Below are 17,399 nucleotides of genomic sequence, written 5' to 3' on the forward strand. Positions count from 1 at the left end.
ATGCCGCTTGTCCTTGTGCGCATTGACGACCGCCTTGTCCACGGGCAGGTGGTCATCGGCTGGGGGAATGTGCTCCACCCCGACCGCATCCTGCTGTGCAATGACCAGATTGCCGCCTCCCAGTGGGAACGGGAGCTTTACACCGGCGGCGCCACAGAGGATGTGGCCGTCGAGGTGCTCACGGTCCAGGAGACTGCGCAGAGCCTGGCCGACAATCGCTTCGACGACGAGCGGCTGTTCCTGTTGGTGGAGTCGCCGCGGGAGGTCTTGGAGCTCCTGGATCGCGGTGTGCCCTTCACCACGGTCAATGTCGGCGGGATGCATCACCGCCCGGGCAAGCAACAGGTGGCGCCCTATCTTTTCGTCGACGAGCAGGACCGCGCATGGTTCCAGGAGCTCCATGCGCGGCATGTGGAGCTTGTGGCGCAAGACGTGCCCACCGGCAAGAAGCTCGACCTTGCCAAGCTGCTCACACTCAAGTAGGCAGCGGCCAGGGGGACTGGAGGAGAGGCGGACCGTCGCGACCCAGGACTGCCCGTGCCCTGCCTGGCTGAGTGAGTGTGCCCATGACGTCTTCCGCAATGAGCGTGGCGAGCAGGTAAAGAACAGCGCCAGACGAAAAGTGAGGACACGTCGCCTGCGGCAGCTGTGAGCGGGGCATAGACCTTTAGAGCTGGTGGCACGCGGCATAGAGGCGCAGCGGCTGGGTGAGGTGGTACCATTGGCAAGAAGAGGACAGATGAGCGCACAAGAACTGGTGAACGACTACTTTGCTCGTCACCACGAGCAAGTGAGGCAGGAAATTGTCGAACTCACCTCCCGGATGGTGCGCGAGCGCACGGTGAACGTTGTCCCGGAGAAACTCGCGGACTTTCCCTACCTGAAGCAGCGGGGAGAGGAGTACCGAGTGGCAGCAATTGTCACTGAGGCGCTCGGGCGCTGGGGCATCCCATACGAGGTGTACGAGCGAGAGAGCGGGCGCACTAACGTGGTGGGCAGCGTCGGAAGCAGCAAAGCCAAGTGCAGACTGTTGGTGGCCTGCCACATGGATGTGGTCCCACCCGGCGACGGCTGGGAAACCGATCCGTTTACGCCCGTGGAAAGGGACGGCTTTCTGTACGGGCGAGGCGTACTGGACAACAAGGGACCCCTCGCCGCTTCTTTGCTCGCAGCGCGGGTGCTGAAGCAGGTCGTGGGCGATGACGCCCTGGGGGGCCAGTTCCTCGTCGCTGCGCTTGCCGACGAAGAGGCCTCTGCCCCAGAAGGAGATTTTGGCATCGGCTACTTGCTTGAGGAGAAGCTCATTCACCCCACCTGTGCCATCATCCCGGACATCGGGGAGAATATGCGGAGCATCGATGTGGCCGAAAAGGGACGGCTGGTACTGAGAGTCGTGGCACGCGGGGTGCAAGCGCATGGTTCCACCCCGGAGCGAGGAGTGAACGCCGTCTACAAGATGGCCCGTTTTGTAACCCTGGTGGAAAAGCTGGAACTCCCGCACCAGGTGCATCCCGTCTTAGGCAGCCCAACGGTGAACTTGGGGGAAATGCACGGTGGCGCCGCGCCGAACATCGTGCCGGGTGAGTCCATTGCCTACATCGATGTGCGCGTGGTCCCCGGACAGACGGTGGAGGGGGTCCGCCAGGCCTTCGCGGCGCTGGCCAAGCAGATTGCCGACGACTTTGTCGTGGAGGTGCAGTCGGCCAGCGAGCCCCACGCCATCGACCCCAACAACGCGCTGGTTGCTGCCATTCAGCGCAGCGTGGAGAAGCTCTTAGGGTGGCGGCCGCAGCCCATTGGCATGGGCGGAGGCACCTTTGCCAAGACGCTCAACTTAGCAGGTATACCGGCAGTGGGATTCGGGCCGGGTGATGATACCGCCTTCCACGTGGCTAACGAGCGCGTGGACATTGAACAGTTGGTGCACTTTGTGCACGTGCTAAGCCTGGTGGCCATCGATCTTGGAGGCCAGGGTTCAGCGTGAGCGTTGGCTGGCGCGCAGCATGACCTCACTCACTCGCTTGGCCAGGTCTGAAGTGGACAGCCCTTCCACCTTTGGCAGGATGACGATGCTACCGCCATAGCCTTCCACCACGCGCCGCTCCGTCTGGTCGATGGTGTCGATGGTGTAGTCGCCGCCTTTCACATACACATCTGGCTGCAGCAAGCGCAGCAGTCGCACAGGAGAGCGCTCATCGAAGAGCACTACATAGTCGACGTAACGGATCGCGGCCAACACTTCAAGGCGGTACTCCTGGGGAACGAAGGGTCGATCTGGACTCTTCCACTGGGCCACCGAGCGGTCGCTATTGAGGCCGACGATGAGCAGGTCGCCCAGTTCCTTGGCCTGGCGTAGGTAGCGGATGTGGCCGGCGTGGAGCAAGTCGAAACAGCCATTGGTCCAGACAATCTTGGCACCGGAGGCGCGGGCCGCCCTGACGATTGCCACCAGTTGCTCTTCGCTCACTACGGGAAAGGCTGTTGCCATTGCGTGTCCTCGGATTCCAGTTTTAGTCCGTTTAATGATAGTGAATTCTGGGGACAATTGCAAGAGGCGAAAAAGGCCATGGGCATGGGGGGAGCGAGAGCAGGTAGCAGTTTTGTCAAAACTTTATGCTTGACTTTTTGCTCTTGGTGATGTACATTACAGCGGCTTTGGACGTTGGAGCTTCGCCTACCTCGCGGCGACGGAGAGCGTGAAGCACGGCAAAGGGACATATGCGGCTGGTGCGGCGCCCTGGGACCCTGCTCCTGGGGGCATGCCCGACGAGCTGAGCAAGCTGCCCAAGGAGTTTCGCAAGAAGCTTTTCAGTGGAGTGGATCGCCTCTTTGCGGTGATCTTCCTCCTCTCACTCGCATTCCACGTGTTGCTCATCCTCTATTGGCTGGGCCATTTGAAGATGCCGGGGAGGGGACCGGTGGAAGTGGCCATCCCCAAGCCATATGTTGATCTCATCGTCAAGTATCGGGCGCGTGAGGAATTCCGCCCACCGGCCGTGCCAACGCCAGGGGAAGAGATCCTGCCCGGGGTGCTGGCCGCGCGCGAAGCTCCAGTGGCTCCGGGATTTGAGCGGCCCACAACGGAGACCGCAGGACCCGCCGCGGAAAGCATGGCCAGGGGCGCCTATGCCGCCGCCGAAGGGCGGGCAGACACGCGCGCAGAGCGTGCAACCTCGGTACGCTCCATTGGCGTGTTGCGCCTGATCGGTGGCGGAGGCAGTGGCGTTGTGGATGTGGCGGGCATGTCAGGGGTTCTTGAGTCTGCGAACGGCAACGTGCGCGAACTGGAAACGGTGCTGACACAACTCGATGGCTTGACCGTGCCTCGCGGTGAACAGGGCGGTCTGCGCGGTGGGAGGGTGGTGACCTCGGCCGGCAACTTGAAGGGCGGACGTGCAGCCCGGCCCGCCGACGACATCGCGCAATTGGTGGGAGAGGTGGCACCGCTGGCGCAGGTTGGCGAACGAGCCGTCGAGCGGACGACAAGCTTCGAGAGGGTACAGAGCAACATCGCCGCGCGCCCGCCTGCGGAGCAGCTGCGCGGAGTGACGCGCACTGCCGAGCAGGTCAGCAGCGTCATCCGCGCCCACCACAGCGCGATTCAAGACTGCTACAAGAGCGTTCTTCGCACCAGACCGGACACGCGGGGTGAGATCTCCATCCGGCTGTGGGTGAACCCTGACGGCGAGGTGGTCGACGCGCAAATCGTTTCCTCTACCGTCAACAATCCAGAGCTCGAAGAATGTGTCCTGCGCAAGGTGCTGCAGTGGAGCGATTTCGGTTTTGCCGATCCTGAGCGCGGGTTGGCGGTCTATCGGCAGACCTATCAGTTCGGCCAGTAGCGCACGTCACACAGCCAGTCATTGCCTTTCACGCAGAGCCGCCTTCGCTCTCATGGGCCCGGCGGCTTTCGCATTCTGGAGCATATAGGCAGGTCAGACCAGGAGAGGACGGCATGCAAGGAACGCTCATTGGCCTTTCAGGGAAGGTGGCTCTCATCACCGGGGCCTCGCGGGGTATTGGCGCGGCGGCCGCGGAGCTCTTTGCGCGGGCGGGCGCGCACGTGGTGGTCAACTATTTCCGTCAGAAAACGGCGGCTGACAAGGTGGTGGAGCGCATCCGCGCGCAAGGCGGCAAGGCGCTGGCCGTCTGCGCGGACGTCAGCGACCGCCCGCAAGTGGAAGCAATGATCCAGGAAGCCCAACAGGCCTTTGGCACGATGGACGTGTTGGTCAACAACGCGGGCATCTGGACCTACGGGGCTATTGCAGAGATGGAGGAAGAGGTCTGGCGGGAGACGATGCGCGTCAATCTGGACAGCGTCTTCTACTGCTGCCGGGCGGTGGTGCCGCTGATGATCGCTCGTGGCGGAGGCCGTATCATCAACGTCTCCTCCACCGCCGGACAGCGCGGCGAGGCCTTTCACTCCCACTACGCGGCTACCAAAGGGGCCATCATCAGCTTCACCAAGTCGTTGGCCGCTGAGCTGGCGCCCCATAACATCTTGGTCAACTGCGTGGCCCCTGGCTGGGTGGACACGGACATGTCGGCCGAGGCCCTACGGCAGGAGGGCGAAAAGATCTCCGCCACCATCCCTCTGCGCCGTGCTGGCACTGCCATGGAGGTCGCCGGCGCCATCGTCTTCCTTGCGTCTGACCTTGCCACCTACATCACGGGCGAGATCCTCAACGTGAACGGTGGGTCAGTGTTGTGCGGCTAACCCGCTACCCGGGAGGTGCAGCCAATGGCAAAGCAAGGTCTTCGCATCACCGTCCATAGCGTGAAGGGCCACTGCCCGGTATATCGCGAGGGTGAGGACTTCTTTTTGGAGGAAGGTTACATTCTTAGGTCTGGTGAGCGGGCGAGCATCTGTCTTCACTCCTTGGCCTCATTGTTGCCCTACCACGTTGCGCTCTTTCAGGGGGTGTCGCCCGTGTCCATTGGCCTCGCCAAGGAGGGCACGAGCGCCTACGTACAGTGCTTAGACCCGTGTGAGCTCACCGGCGGCGGCACCGTGACGTTCCGGATCGACAAGGTATGAAGGCTCCGCGCGGACACTTCCTACAGGTGGGCAAGCTGCCCCAAGACCTTCTCGCCGGGCTCTTGCATCGCTATACTGGCCGCGATGACCGGATCCTGGTGGGCCCGGCCATCGGTGTTGATGCCGCCGTGATCGACTTTGGCGCCACCTGCCTGGTGGCCAAGACCGACCCGATCACCTTCGTGAGCGACGAGATCGGGTTCTATGCGGTGGTGATTAACGCCAATGACGTGGCGTGTATGGGTGCTCGCCCGCGCTGGTTTCTGGCCACAATTCTCCTGCCCGAAGGGAGCGCGACGGAGCAAATGGCCGAAGCCATCTTTGCCCAACTTGCCGAGGCGTGCCAGAAGCTGGACATCTTGCTCTGTGGGGGCCACACAGAAATCACCGCCGGGCTCGACCGTCCCATCGTGGTGGGGCAAATGCTGGGCGAAGTGCCGAAAGAAGGCCTTGTCACCAGTGCCGGTCTGCAGCCTGGGGACCAGATCATTCTGACCAAAGGCGTGCCCATCGAAGGAGGCTCCATCATCGCCCGCGAGCGCGCCCAGGAGCTGACTGAACTCTTCGGACCCGAGTTAGTGGCCCGCTGCCGGGAGCTGATTTTCTCGCCAGGCATCAGCGTGGTGCGCGACGCTGCCATTGCTTGCCAGGCCGGCACCGTGCACGCCCTCCACGACCCGACCGAAGGCGGGCTGGTCACTGGCCTGCGCGAGTTGGCTGCTGCCGCCGGGGTAGGCCTGGAAATCGACGAGCAGCGCATCCCCATCCTACCGGAGTGTAAGATTCTCTGCGACCAGTATGGCCTTGACCCGCTGGGCACGATCGCCTCGGGGGCTTTGCTGATTGGTGCACCGCCAGGCGACGCCGCGCGTATTGTATCTGGCCTGCAGCGAGCTGGCATTCAAGCCCGGCTCATCGGCCGGGTGGTGCCACCGGAAAAAGGCCTCCTTCTCAGGCGAGAAGACGGCTTTGTTGCCCTGCCTCTGTTTGCGCAGGACGAAATCACTAAACTCTTCGCCGCGGGGACAGGCGGCTTCCACAAGGAGGGCTCCGACGGTGCCGCCGGCTCTCGGCTAAAGGGATGACCGGTGGCGCCCACGGCCAACATCGGCTTTGACGCGAAGGCGGCGAGTTCGCAAATTGACAGCAAAGCTGCTGTGTCCAAATCTTTGGTGAACCGAGCGAAGAGATCGGGATGAAGGGGGTGATCTTATGCGCGAGCGACCGCTGTACCTCGCATGGAGGGGCGTAAGCCTCCTGCTCCTTTCCTTTGCTCTATCGTCCCGCCCTGCTGCTACTTCTACCGCGGCCAAATTCATCTGTGGGTACCCTTACTATTGGAGCGACAGGGCGCATGCCTGGCTTGTGGCAGCGGGTGCCTTGATGACTGCCTACAAGGGCGGCCAAGAGTGTGAGCAGCTGACGAGCGACGGCAGCGGCTACTACGACATGTGCCTGGACAGGTGCCGCAAGCCCCAAACCGACCCGGTGTGGATAGATGTGGTAGCTGCCTACGACGACATGTACGACTTCTACTCTTTCCTCTGCTACGGACAGGATGAGTGGCATGACTTTTCCCTCTACTATCAGTGACGGCGGGGGCTCTGGCCACCGAAAAGCGGGTGCGGGGACAGCAGCCCTTTCTCCCACGAGGGAGGCCCATGTCAAGAGAACTACTGAGACAGCAGGCCAGGAGGTCGTGGTTGTTTTCGGCTCTGCTGGTCGTGGTACCTACCATAGTCCCGTTACGTGCGCAGTGGTGGACGCCGAGCCCGGATTTCTGCTTTGGGGTTATTGACGTGGGGCGCGTACCAAGGAGGGAATGGCCTAACGGCCACCTGGGATGGAGTGGTGGGGTAAGTCCCTCTCGCCCGAACGGCGTCGGTTTCTGGCATGGCCTCGATCTTTTGGTCGGGATCCCCGAGGGTCCGTGGACGCCGCGCGTCTTCGACCCAGAGGTTGGCGACACCGTCAGCCTGGGCCCGGCAGTGGCCGAAGGCTTCTCCGCCACTGCGCCTGAGGGGTTTGAGGCTGGACCAGACTGGGGGCCCTGCCCAGGCGCATTGGGCAACTACTTCTCCGGTGAGGTCTTGACCGGCGACCTCTATCCCGATGCCGATTCGCCTCTCGTGCCGATAATGGCCACCTCCACTCTGCCTAACACCTGGCCCTTGGACCCTTACGACCGCCCTCGCTGGCCGGGCTCGTGGGCCAAGGACCCCACCACCGGCAAGAAAATCCCAGGAGTATTCGCTGCGGACCAGGAGCTTTTTTTCTGTTTCACCGATCCCTACGCCGAACGTGTGTATCTCGGGGCACGCAGTTACCGAATCGGCGCCAAGGTGGAGTGCCAGGTCCGCGCCTGCGCCGATAGCTACCTGGAAGATGTGGTTTTCTACGAACTCCACCCGATCAACACTCCTGCCTTTTCCTACGGCGGTGTGCAGGTGGGGCTGATCTGCGACGTGCGGTGGGTTCTGAACCCGTGGGAGGGGGATGCGGTGAGCTTCATCCGCAGAGAGCCGGGCATAGGCACAAGCGGCACGCTTTACGATCTGGGCTATTGGTACAAGCGCCCGGAGGCGGTGGAGCGGATCCGCGCCAGAGAAGGCAAGCGCGATTTGGTAGTTCCTTCCATCGGGGTCATGCTCCTTGACACCCCTTCGGCTCCTCCCACCGACGGCATCGACAACGACTGTGACGGTGACGTCGATGAAGCGGAAGGGGAAAAGACGGGCATGAGCGGCTTCCACCTCTGTCAGGGTCGCGGCTTGGATCGTTTCGGGAGACCATTTGATTTCTTCAAGCGGAAGGACAGGGATCTCTGGCAGTACAAGGTGCTGAGCGGTGACACGTCTGGCTTGCCACCAGACCTGCGGGACCATTTTTTCATTCCTGATAGGACGGGCGCGCTCGATCCTCATTTTGACTCTCCCCAGGGGATTGCCAGAAGGTACCCGGAAAAGCTCCGCGACGCGACGTTGTTGCTCTCGAGCGGTCCCTTCAACTGGGCCAGGGGGGACACACTGCGCTTTGTGGCTGCCGTGCTCGTCGGCGAGGACCTGAAGGATCTCAAGCTCAACGCCGGCACAGCCCGGCGAATCTATGAGCTCGGCTACCAGCGCTCCGGGCCGCCGCCGGCGCCCAAGGTCTTTGCCGTGCCGGGCGACCGCCGGGTGACCCTCTACTGGGACCGCCGGGCCCAGGAGGCGCGCGACCTGATCTTCGGCTACCAGGAGTTTGAGGGCTACCGGATCTACCGCACTACCGTCGACCCCAAGCTCCACCAGCCGGGCAGAAACGGGCGGCAAAGCGCCGGTTGGCACCTCATGGCGCAGTTTGATCTGAGAGACGGTTACTACGGGCTTGACCCCGAGTATCCCCATGCCGACCTGGGCTCCGAGAGCGGGCTCGCCCACGCCTGGACCGACACCACCGTCACCAACGGGGTCACCTACTGGTACGGCGTCTGCTCCTACGACCGGCGGGTGCGGTCCGATCCGCAGTACAATCCCGAGGGCTGGCCGCCATTTCGCTCGTCAGACAGCTCCAAGGGGACAGACCCCGACAGAGACTCCAACTTAGCAAGGGTGGTCCCTGGGGTGGTGCCGAGCAACTACCTGGGACCCACGGCGGCAATCAGACCGCTGCCGGGTACACTGGGCAACGGCTCGATCCTAGTGGAGGTGGTGGACGAATTTCTGGTCACCGGCCATACGTACACCATCGCCTTCGATGACACGAGCAGGCCGGGCAGTATGTGTTACTGGGTGGACGACCAAGATCGGAGGGCAATGGTGCTTGCCCAGGTGCCGGAGACGCGCTGCCAGGAGGGGCCGGTGTTCGACGGAGTGCGGCTATGGGTGTGCGGTTTTGACACGCAAGGGGTTTGGCACGATAGCAGTGGATGCTGGCACGGCCAAGACAGGTCCCCCTGCACCTGGAGGATCACCGGGCGACGCGTAGGTAGCCCGCCGCGCGCCAGCTATGAGATTCGATTTGGCAGCGAGCACGAAAAGGGGTATGCCACCGGCAAGACTGCGCCGTTTACCATCTGGAACATTACCAGTGGCGAAAAAGTGGAGTGGGACATTTTCTACGATTCCCGCCAAGATACGACCGGAGCGATGAAGGCCACCTGGACCAGTGGCGATTGCATCTCTTTCCGGGAGAAGGTAGGGGACAGAAAGGTCAACACCTGGACGATCGTGCTGCGCAGGCCGCAGGGGGGGCAGGACGTGCCGCCTGGGGTGGGGGATGTGGCGCGGATAGTGACGACCAAGCCGTTTCGGGTGGGGGATCGGTACTTGGTGGTGACGGAGGGGATGCGGGCGCGGGTGGCTGAGGGGGAGGATTTAGCGCGCATTCGGGTGGTGCCGAATCCGTACGTGGCGGGGGCGGGATGGGAGAGGGGCCGGAGGATCGGCGGGTGAGTTTTGTGAATGTGCCGGCGCGGTGTGAGGTGCGGGTGTACACGGTGGGTGGTGATCATGTGGTGACGCTTCATCATGACAGTGTGGGGCGGGGGTATTGTTGGTGGGATTTGCGGAACAAGGAGGGTTTGCCGGTGGCGTATGGGTTGTACCTGTATGTGGTGGAGACGCCGGAGGGCAGGAGCCATCGGGGCAAGTTTGCGGTGGTCAGGTAGGGGTGGCCCCTCCGCGCGCCAGGTTCTCCTCGCTTGTGATGTCGAGCGCGGGCTTGGCAAGAAAGCTCTTTGTTCAGGAGGGCACTGGCAATGAAAAAGGTCTGTTTGCTCCTCGTCCTGGGCGGTATTGCAAGCTTCGGCGCAGCTCAGGAAATCAGTCGCGTCGGTACCTCGGCGGCGCAATTCCTGAAGCTGGGTGCCGGAGCACGCGCAGCGGCGTTAGGGGATGCCTTTGTCGCCTTTTCCGGGGACGTCAGCAGCCTCTATTGGAACCCCGCAGGGGCCGCTGCCGTCCAACACCGCACGTTGCAGGTCTCCTATAGCGATCTTTACCTAGATTTGAACTACGGTTTCGTGGGCTACATAGAGCCTCTGGGCCCATATGGCGCCCTGGGACTACACGCCTGTTACCTGCACGCCGGCGATATTGAGATTACCACGCTGCAGGAGCCCAACGGCACGGGAGAATTCTACGGCGTACGCAGCTTGGCATTGGGCCTCAGCTACGCCCGTGCCATCACCGACCGCTTGGCGGTCGGCATCACGGGCAAGTTTGTCCAAGAAGGCATCTACAATGAGACCGCGCATGCTCTGGCCTTCGATGGCGGCATGCAGTTCGCCACTGGATTGTTCGGCACCACCTTAGGGGTGTGCCTGTCGAACTTTGGCGGGAAACTGCAGATGTACGGAGAAGACCTCCTGGTGGATGTGACCCCTGTGCCAGGCGAAGGCAGTGGTGGCCAGTATCAGCTGCGTACGGAGAGGTGGCCCTTGCCGGCCGCCATCCGCTTGGGTGCGATGAGCGAGCTGGTGGGCCCGGCGGGGCAACTGCTGGCGCGCGCCGACCACAGGCTGCTGGTCGGCGCAGACCTGGTGGACGCGAATGACGCACCCATCAGAGCCAATTTCGGTGCCGAATATCTGTGGCGGCAGACGCTCGCCTTCCGCCTTGGCTATCACTACGGCTACGACACGCCCCGCCTCAGCTTGGGAGGCGGCCTGCTCTACCGTCTGAGCAGTTGGGCCCTGCAAGTCGATTATGCCTTTGTCGACCACAAAGACCTGGGGGGCACAAACCGGTTCACCATAGGAGTCGCCTTTTGAAGAACATGCGCACATGGCTGGTGTGGACGTTGCCGGTGACGCTTGCCCTGGCCTGCGAAGAAAAGATCCCGGAAGGGCCGCCGCGGGGCGAGGTGCTCAAGGCTCACCTCCATACCACGTTCGGCCAAACCGCTTTCCCACAACCACCGGACTTTGAAGACCGCTACAAGATGGACAAAGTCCCTCCGGAGGAGATGGCACTTTTCAGGCAATGGCAGGTCTTCTTTCGTATAGCGGTAGAAAACGTGTTCGACGAGACCATTGATGGAACCAAGTGGATAAAGGTCACCCTGCGCATCTGGCCACGCGACGGAGGCGGGTGGAGTAAGACGCTCACTTACGCGGATACCACCGGCAACGAGAGCCTGGTCATCCACCCCGGGCACACCACCGTGCTGTTCACAGAAAACAAGCTCATCTGGGACCAGACAGACGACCAGGGTAAATCCATCCATCGGTATGAGCCCTATCAGCTGACCATCGTCCTCAGCAGAATGGTGGACCGCATCGTGTACGACCCAGAGACGCGAGAGAAGAAGATTGTGCCGTGGATCTATTGCCGGACCCTGCGCACGGTGACCTTGGACTCGCTCGTTGCTTTCGACCCACCGGTAGTGGTGAGGGCCAAGGCCAGTGTGCAACTCTTCCGCGAGTATCCGCCCATAGAGAGCAACGAGTTTGAACTGACCATCTTCTACCTATTTCCCCACGGCATGACCCCGAAGTACTCGTGCGCAGAAGGGCCGGCCTCAGCAGGAGGATGAGATGCGCGGGCGTTGCCTCTTGCTTGCGGCGCAGTTCGTGCTCCCGGGAGCCTCCCTCCTTGCAGGGACTACAGGGACACTCACTGGCACGGTGGTGGACAAGACTACCAAGGAGCCGCTCGCAGGGGTCAACGTCGTCCTCGTGAGCACGCGCTATGGCGCGGCCACCAACAGCGAGGGCCGTTTCTTCGTCTACCACCTGCCCGCGGGGACCTATACCGTGCGGGTGAGCATGATTGGCTATGTGCCCTGCGAGGTGCGCGACGTGCGCATCATCATGGACCTGAAGACCTCCCTTGAGGTGGAGCTCGAACCGCAAGTTCTCGACCTCGGGCAGATCGTTGTGGCAACGGCCGAGCGACCTCTCATACAGCGGGATGTGACCGGAAGCACGCACCTGGTGGCCGGCTCCAAGTTGGACGACCTGCCGGTGGACTCCTTCCGTGACCTGCTCGTGCTGCAGCCCGGCGTGACTGCTGACGGGCACATTCGCGGGGGCAGGGACACCGAGGTGCTCTACCTGGTCGACGGCCTGCCCATCCAGGACGCCATGATGGGTGGCCAGAGTAGCGACCTGCCCAACGCCTCGGTAGTAGAACTGACTGTGCAGACCGGCGGGTTCAACGCCGAGTATGGGAACGCCATGTCCGGCATCGTCAACGTCGTGACCAAGAGTGGGAGCGATCGCTTCGAGGCGTGGCTGCGCGCACTGGACGACCGCCTGGGCGTTGAGGAATCCAACCACCTGCGTGAGTATGAGGTGTTGGCCTCTGGTCCCCTCAAGAGGGAGCGGGCAACCTATTTCGTTAGTTCCAACCTGCGCCTGTCAGACACGCGCTGGTGGCAGGACATGGTGCCGGTGTTTGGCTCTCCCATAGAGAAGAACCTCAACCTGGTAGCGAAGGTGAAGGCCGACCTGACGCGAGACCTGCGCACCGTCTACCAAGTTCTCTACTCGGACTGGGATTGGCACGACTACGAATACCGCTGGCGCTACAACCTTGCTGGCCTACCCCCGCGCTGGAAGCAGTCCTATCGCCTCAGCGCCACACTGACCCACACGCCCAGAAAGTGGCTTTTCTGCACCGTGAACTTGGGCCGTTATTTTGTGCACCATCGCATGGGCCAGGGGGACAAGAGCCAGGTAGACCCGTCGCAGGCATTTCAATATGAACTACCATGGTACTACTTCATCATCTCCGGCAGACGGCTCTGGTGGCAGGAGGCGCGCCAGACCACCTATGTGGCAAAGGCCGACCTCACCGCGCAGCTCGGGGAGATTCACCAGGTCAAATGTGGGGGCGAATTGCAGTACTTTGACTTGTACAACGACCTGGTCAAGTATGAACCGCAGAAAACATTCTGGGGTCGTCCTTTGATTGACCGCCCGCTTTTGAATTTCAGTAGCACTTACCGCTACCAGCCCTGGCAGGCGGCCCTCTATGCACAGGACAAAATCGATAACGGCATCTTTGTCGCCAACGTCGGCGTGCGCTACGACGTGCTCAATCCCCGCGCCGAGCGCCCGGTGGTGGAGTGGATTCCGGTCACCCAGGAGGAGTTTCGTCAGGAGGTCAAGACCTGGGTGCCCGCCTCGATCAAGCACCAGCTCTCGCCGCGCGTCGGCCTGGCTTTCCCAGTGGGTAGCTCCGGGTTTTTCTTCGTCAACTTTGGCTACTTCTTCCAGGTGCCTCTCTTTGACTACATGTACACCGGCCTTCACTTTGACCTGAAGAAGGGGATTCGTCTCCTGTACGGCAATCCCGACCTGAAGCCGGAACGCACCAAGGCCTATGAGTTCAGCTATAAGCACAGTTTGCGGCAGGACGTGCTCTTGTCGCTGACCTATTTTCAGAAGGAGATGAGCGGGTTGGTGGACACGAAGACCTTCCTGGCCACCGATTCCAAAGCAGAAGATGACGGATTTACGCAGTATGTGAATTTGCCTGCGGCCCGCTCCAGCGGCCTGGAGGTGGTGGTAGAAAAGCGCTACAGTGCCTATTGCTCCGGCAAGGTCAGCTACACCTACATGCTCGCGCGCGGCTACAGTGGGAACGCGCAGCAGGGGCTGAACTACTTCATGTGGGGCTTCGAGGTTCCCAATCAGGAATACTATCTGAGCTGGGACCAGCGGCACACGCTGGTCGTGGAGGGATTCGTGGGAAAACTACGCCGCTGGGGTGTCAATGTCGTTTGGCGCTGGAATTCGCCACGACCGTACACCTACTATCCTTCGCGTACGGGCATTCTGCCGGACCTCACCACGAAGCTCATCCCCAACAACAGACGGATGAGCGAAGTCTCTTGCCTGGACGTCAAGTTCTCCACAGAGCTGCGTTTGGCCAGGTGGGCGACCTTGGGCTGCTATCTGGACGTGCGCAACATTTTGGACCGGGCCAACATCCTGTGGGTGGCCTCCGATGGCAAGCCAGGCGGCGAGCTGGGCGACTGCAGCGCCTGGGATGTTGGCCGGCGAGTCAACCTCGGCGTGCGGCTGGTGTTGGGGGCGCAGCGGTAGGTGGCGAGGCTAAAGTGCCGCTGCGCAAGCCACGGAAGAACCGCCTCCCGGCATGCTGCAAGGCTAAAGTGCTGATGGACACTGACAGGCAGTCGACTGCTCGCCAGCAGGGAAAACAGGGGGCACTCGCTTGACCGGCTGCCTTGCGGCGACAGGGCTGGCTGTCCTCGCCGCCGCGCCTGTCCGGCGGCATTGGCTATCACCGCATTCCCCGTGGTCGCCCTTGCCTGACGCAGTTCCTTTCGTTGCTGGCAGTTGGATGGTCGCGTGGGCCAAAGGAGGCCGCCGTCACCCTATCGTTGCAGCCAGGCCATGAGCTCGTCCAGAGAGAGGCAGTTCAGCACATATTGCGGCTCCAACCAGCCACGGCGAGCCGTTGCCACCCCGTAGGCCATCCACTCCAAGTTGCCCACCCGATGCGCGTCGGTGGAAATGGCTACTTTCACGCCCTTCTCTTTTGCCTTCCGGCAGTGCAGGTCGGAGAGGTCCAGCCGCTCCGGATAGGCGTTGAGTTCCAAAGCCTTATTGCAGGCGCGACAGGCCTCGATGAGTGCGTCAACATCCACCTGGTAGGCCTCTCGTCGCCCGATCAGCCTGCCGGTGGGATGGGCGATGACGTCCACCACCGGGTTTTCGATGGCGCGGACGATGCGCTCGGTCATCTCCTCGGCGCTCAGATTGAAGCGGGTGTGGACGGCGGCCACGACGATGTCCAACCGGGCCAGGAGGTCATCAGGCAAGTCGAGTGTGCCGTCCGGCTTGATGTCCACCTCGATGCCCTTGAGGAGGCGGAAGGGGTTTCCTGCGGCGGCAAGGCGTTGGTTCAGGCTGTCGATTTCGGCCATTTGCGCCAAGAGGCGCTCTGGGGTCAGGCCGTTGGTGATGCCCACGGTGGGCGAGTGGTCGCAGACGGCGAGATAAGCGTAACCCTTCGCTTGGGCAGCTGCGGCCATGTCGGCAATCGGGTCGGCGCCATCGGTCCAGTTGCTGTGCACGTGGAGGTCGCCGCGCAAGTCTTCCTGGCTCAGTAGACGTGGCAGGCGTCCCTGCGCCGCCGCCTCGATCTCGCCCTGGTCCTCGCGCAACTCCGGTGGTATCCAGGGCAGGCCGACGGCGGCGAAGACCTCCTCTTCGCTTGCCCCGCCCAGCAGCTCCTCACCCTTGAACACGCCGTACTCGTTGATCTTGAGTCCCCTGTCGACGCCCAAGGAGCGGATGTGGATGTAGTGCGCCTTGGAGCCCGTGAAGTAGTGCTGTGCCGCACCAAAGCTCTCAGGCGGCACCACGCGCAGGTCCACCTGGAAGCCGTCCTTGCTCAGGATGCTGGACTTTGTGCTCCCTTTGCTCAGCACCTTCTCGACCTGTGGCAGGTGGGTGAAGGCCTCCATGACCGGCTCGGGTTGCGAGGAGGCGACCAGGATATCGACGTCGGCGACCGTCTCCTTCATGCGCCGCAGGGAGCCCGCAAGTGAGGCCTGCTGCACCTCGTTGACTTTCTGCAGGCTCTCCACCATGGCCTTTGCCTGGGGCAGGACGTAACCGAGAGGCAGACGCTCCTGGAACCTGAGGACCTGTTGAATGCCTTCCAGAATTTTTTGCTCGGACTTTTCGCTCAGGCCAGGCAGGCCGCGCAGCTTCCCTTGCTCGGCGGCCTCCTTGAGCTGCTCGATGGTGCTGACCCCCAGCTCATCGTACACCAGCCTCACATGCTTGGGCCCCATGCCGGGGATGCGCAGCAGATCGGTGAGCTTGGCGTAGGGCGATTGTTTGAGCTCTTCGTAGTAGCGAAGCGTGCCGGTGGTCACCAGCTCGTGGATCTTCTTGGCGATTGCCTCGCCGATGCCCGGCAGCTCGCGCAGTTGCGCCGGGTCGCTCATGGTGCTCACCTCATAGGTGAGTCCGTCCAGTGTCTGAGCGGCCCGGACGTAGGCGCGAACCTTGAAGGGGTTTTCCCCCTGGATGTCGAGGATGTCGGCGATGTGCAACAGGATCCGCGCGATCTCCTGATTGGTCATGGCCATCTCCTCGTGCCAGGCCGTGCGTTGTCGATCGCCCAGGGCGGCCTTGGCGCAGTGCTCTCTGACAGGCCCCAGCCGATGGGACCTGCGGATGTGCTATTCGCCCCCAATGGCCAACGTCACTTCTGCCAAATAGACGGCGGTCTTTTCCTCGTGGGTTGAGTAGTAGCTGACCCACAGCCTCTTCTTGTGCCAGACCAGTCCCGGGTAGCTGGTGTCCCCGCCGGAGGGAAGAGTCAGGAGCTCCTCCAGCGTGCCCTGCTGGCGATTGACCCAGCAGAGTGCGGTGCGCATGCGCTGGTCGTAGAGGCGCACGGCAGCCAGCAGGCGTCCGTCAGGGAGGCGCAGCATGCAGGGCCCGCCGATGCGCACGCCAAGGGGCAACCAGCGCCACTGGCTGTAGGGTGGCCCGGCTATGCCCAGCAGCCCCTGTTCTGGATCCCGCCGCAGCAGGCAGAGCATTGTGTCGCCCTCGACGAAAACCAGCGACGACTCGTTGGCGTAGTCGAGGTCGTACACCCTGGGCACCAGTGTCGTAAACGTCCTGCCATCGCGGCTGGCGTACAGCCTGGTGTTGTGCTCTGGTCCGCATGAGTAGCCAAGGCCGTAGCAGATACCCTTGTGCCAGGTCACCCGCCACAGCCAGTAGTCTGGGTCTGCGACCTGTGTCGGACCGCTCCAGTGGTGCCCGTCGCCAGAGAACCAGACGAGCGATGCAAAGTTGGCGGGCTCTGTCCCACGTCGCGCGCCGGCGATGAGCATGAGGGACTCAGCAGGTGTGAGCGAGAATTTGCCGTCGCGCAGGTCGGCCTCCGGGACGGCCAGCAAGGCCGCAGATTGCCAGCGACGACCATCCTTGGAGGTGAGGACGCGCAGAACGCCGTCAAAGGAGATGTGGTCTTGCCCTTCCCGGCAGACGCAGAACCAATGGCCCCGGAAGCGGATAAGGTCCGTGAACGCATGGTGCGGCGCCTTGTCCCAGATGCGCTCTACGCGAAGCAATTGCGCCGCGGCCTGCGGCTGAGGCCCCTTCCGGTCGCACCTCGAAACGAGGCAGTACAAGACCACGCCGGCAACCAAGAGGAACAGGAAGCGAAAAGGTCGTTTCATTCCCTCTCCAGACAGGCTTCAGTGCTGAATTCGCCATATACGCGGGACCGACTTCTGCGCAATATTATGCATTCTTGGGCTGAAAATCAAGAGGAATGGCAGGGGGACTGCCTTGCAAGGCAAAAAGGCATTGACAATGTTGCCGTAATGGCGTATCTTTTGGACGAAGACATCGCAGAGGCAGCGGTGACGTATG

15 protein-coding genes are annotated in these 17,399 nt (G+C 62.2%); 12 read left to right on the forward strand and 3 right to left on the reverse strand.

Features of this window, described 5'->3' with window-relative positions; genetic code table 11:
• The gene (locus tag NUW13_09970; GenBank protein ID MCR4439349.1) at positions 1-483 is read left to right on the forward strand and encodes a PTS sugar transporter subunit IIB; all 483 of its coding nucleotides are present in this window, start codon (positions 1-3) and stop codon (positions 481-483) included.
• A 256-nt stretch (positions 484-739) separates the two neighbouring features.
• The gene (locus NUW13_09975; GenBank protein MCR4439350.1) at positions 740-1,984 is read left to right on the forward strand and encodes an ArgE/DapE family deacylase; all 1,245 of its coding nucleotides are present in this window, start codon (positions 740-742) and stop codon (positions 1,982-1,984) included.
• On the opposite strand, the gene rfaE2 is transcribed toward NUW13_09975, so the two are convergent.
• Entirely contained in the window at positions 1,976-2,488 is a 513-nt protein-coding gene (gene rfaE2 / locus NUW13_09980) for a D-glycero-beta-D-manno-heptose 1-phosphate adenylyltransferase (protein ID MCR4439351.1), read from the reverse strand. The two genes, NUW13_09975 and rfaE2, sit on opposite strands and share 9 nt — an antisense overlap.
• A gap of 208 nt (positions 2,489-2,696) precedes the next feature.
• On the opposite strand from rfaE2, the gene NUW13_09985 reads away from it, so the two are divergent.
• The 10 genes from NUW13_09985 (at position 2,697) to NUW13_10030 (ending at position 14,075) form a co-directional block, all read left to right on the forward strand.
• The gene (locus NUW13_09985; GenBank protein MCR4439352.1) at positions 2,697-3,842 is read left to right on the forward strand and encodes an AgmX/PglI C-terminal domain-containing protein; all 1,146 of its coding nucleotides are present in this window, start codon (positions 2,697-2,699) and stop codon (positions 3,840-3,842) included.
• Between the two features lie 113 nt (positions 3,843-3,955).
• Complete coding sequence (locus NUW13_09990; protein ID MCR4439353.1) at positions 3,956-4,720, forward strand: SDR family oxidoreductase; 765 nt, start codon at positions 3,956-3,958, stop codon at positions 4,718-4,720.
• Positions 4,721-4,744: 24 nt separating this feature from the next.
• A complete protein-coding gene (locus NUW13_09995; GenBank protein ID MCR4439354.1) occupies positions 4,745-5,041 on the forward strand; it encodes a TIGR04076 family protein in 297 nt (98 codons plus the stop codon).
• Positions 5,038-6,126, forward strand: coding sequence for an AIR synthase family protein (locus tag NUW13_10000; GenBank protein ID MCR4439355.1), 1,089 nt, complete (start codon positions 5,038-5,040; stop codon positions 6,124-6,126). Before NUW13_09995 ends, NUW13_10000 begins: the two co-directional genes overlap by 4 nt.
• 298 nt (positions 6,127-6,424) lie before the next feature.
• Entirely contained in the window at positions 6,425-6,634 is a 210-nt protein-coding gene (locus NUW13_10005; GenBank protein MCR4439356.1) for a hypothetical protein, read from the forward strand.
• 68 nt (positions 6,635-6,702) lie between these two features.
• Positions 6,703-9,474, forward strand: a complete 2,772-nt coding sequence (locus tag NUW13_10010) for a hypothetical protein (protein MCR4439357.1) — start codon at positions 6,703-6,705, stop codon at positions 9,472-9,474.
• Positions 9,471-9,689, forward strand: a complete 219-nt coding sequence (locus NUW13_10015; GenBank protein ID MCR4439358.1) for a hypothetical protein — start codon at positions 9,471-9,473, stop codon at positions 9,687-9,689. Before NUW13_10010 ends, NUW13_10015 begins: the two co-directional genes overlap by 4 nt.
• 90 nt (positions 9,690-9,779) lie before the next feature.
• Entirely contained in the window at positions 9,780-10,793 is a 1,014-nt protein-coding gene (locus NUW13_10020) for a PorV/PorQ family protein (GenBank protein ID MCR4439359.1), read from the forward strand.
• Complete coding sequence (locus NUW13_10025) at positions 10,790-11,557, forward strand: hypothetical protein (GenBank protein ID MCR4439360.1); 768 nt, start codon at positions 10,790-10,792, stop codon at positions 11,555-11,557. Before NUW13_10020 ends, NUW13_10025 begins: the two co-directional genes overlap by 4 nt.
• 1 nt (position 11,558) lies before the next feature.
• Positions 11,559-14,075 (forward strand): TonB-dependent receptor, encoded by a 2,517-nt coding sequence (locus NUW13_10030; GenBank protein ID MCR4439361.1) that lies wholly within the window; start codon positions 11,559-11,561, stop codon positions 14,073-14,075.
• A gap of 293 nt (positions 14,076-14,368) precedes the next feature.
• Here the strand turns inward: NUW13_10030 and polX are convergent, their stop codons facing one another.
• Both polX and NUW13_10040 read right to left on the reverse strand, forming a co-directional pair.
• Positions 14,369-16,090 carry a DNA polymerase/3'-5' exonuclease PolX gene (gene polX, locus NUW13_10035; GenBank protein ID MCR4439362.1) on the reverse strand — a complete coding sequence of 574 codons (1,722 nt, stop codon included), beginning with the start codon at positions 16,088-16,090 and terminating at the stop codon, positions 14,369-14,371.
• Positions 16,091-16,189: 99 nt separating this feature from the next.
• On the reverse strand, positions 16,190-17,203 hold the full coding sequence (locus NUW13_10040; protein ID MCR4439363.1) for an exo-alpha-sialidase: 1,014 nt from the start codon (positions 17,201-17,203) through the stop codon (positions 16,190-16,192).
• Positions 17,204-17,399 lie beyond the last annotated feature (196 nt).

The organism is candidate division KSB1 bacterium (genome assembly GCA_024655945.1).
Lineage (GTDB): Bacteria > Zhuqueibacterota > Zhuqueibacteria > JANLFK01 > Oleimicrobiaceae > Oleimicrobium.

Excerpts from the sequence above, each read along its gene's own strand:
- NUW13_10040 (MCR4439363.1), bottom strand. The coding sequence starts at position 17,203 with ATGAAACGACCTTTTCGCTTCCTGTTCCTCTTGGTTGCCGGCGTGGTC.
- rfaE2 (MCR4439351.1), bottom strand. The coding sequence starts at position 2,488 with ATGGCAACAGCCTTTCCCGTAGTGAGCGAAGAGCAACTGGTGGCAATC.
- NUW13_10010 (MCR4439357.1), top strand. The coding sequence starts at position 6,703 with ATGTCAAGAGAACTACTGAGACAGCAGGCCAGGAGGTCGTGGTTGTTT.
- NUW13_10030 (MCR4439361.1), top strand. The coding sequence starts at position 11,559 with ATGCGCGGGCGTTGCCTCTTGCTTGCGGCGCAGTTCGTGCTCCCGGGA.
- NUW13_10020 (MCR4439359.1), top strand. The coding sequence starts at position 9,780 with ATGAAAAAGGTCTGTTTGCTCCTCGTCCTGGGCGGTATTGCAAGCTTC.
- NUW13_09970 (MCR4439349.1), top strand. The coding sequence starts at position 1 with ATGCCGCTTGTCCTTGTGCGCATTGACGACCGCCTTGTCCACGGGCAG.
- NUW13_09975 (MCR4439350.1), top strand. The coding sequence starts at position 740 with ATGAGCGCACAAGAACTGGTGAACGACTACTTTGCTCGTCACCACGAG.
- NUW13_10005 (MCR4439356.1), top strand. The coding sequence starts at position 6,425 with ATGACTGCCTACAAGGGCGGCCAAGAGTGTGAGCAGCTGACGAGCGAC.
- NUW13_09990 (MCR4439353.1), top strand. The coding sequence starts at position 3,956 with ATGCAAGGAACGCTCATTGGCCTTTCAGGGAAGGTGGCTCTCATCACC.
- NUW13_10000 (MCR4439355.1), top strand. The coding sequence starts at position 5,038 with ATGAAGGCTCCGCGCGGACACTTCCTACAGGTGGGCAAGCTGCCCCAA.
- polX (MCR4439362.1), bottom strand. The coding sequence starts at position 16,090 with ATGACCAATCAGGAGATCGCGCGGATCCTGTTGCACATCGCCGACATC.
- NUW13_09995 (MCR4439354.1), top strand. The coding sequence starts at position 4,745 with ATGGCAAAGCAAGGTCTTCGCATCACCGTCCATAGCGTGAAGGGCCAC.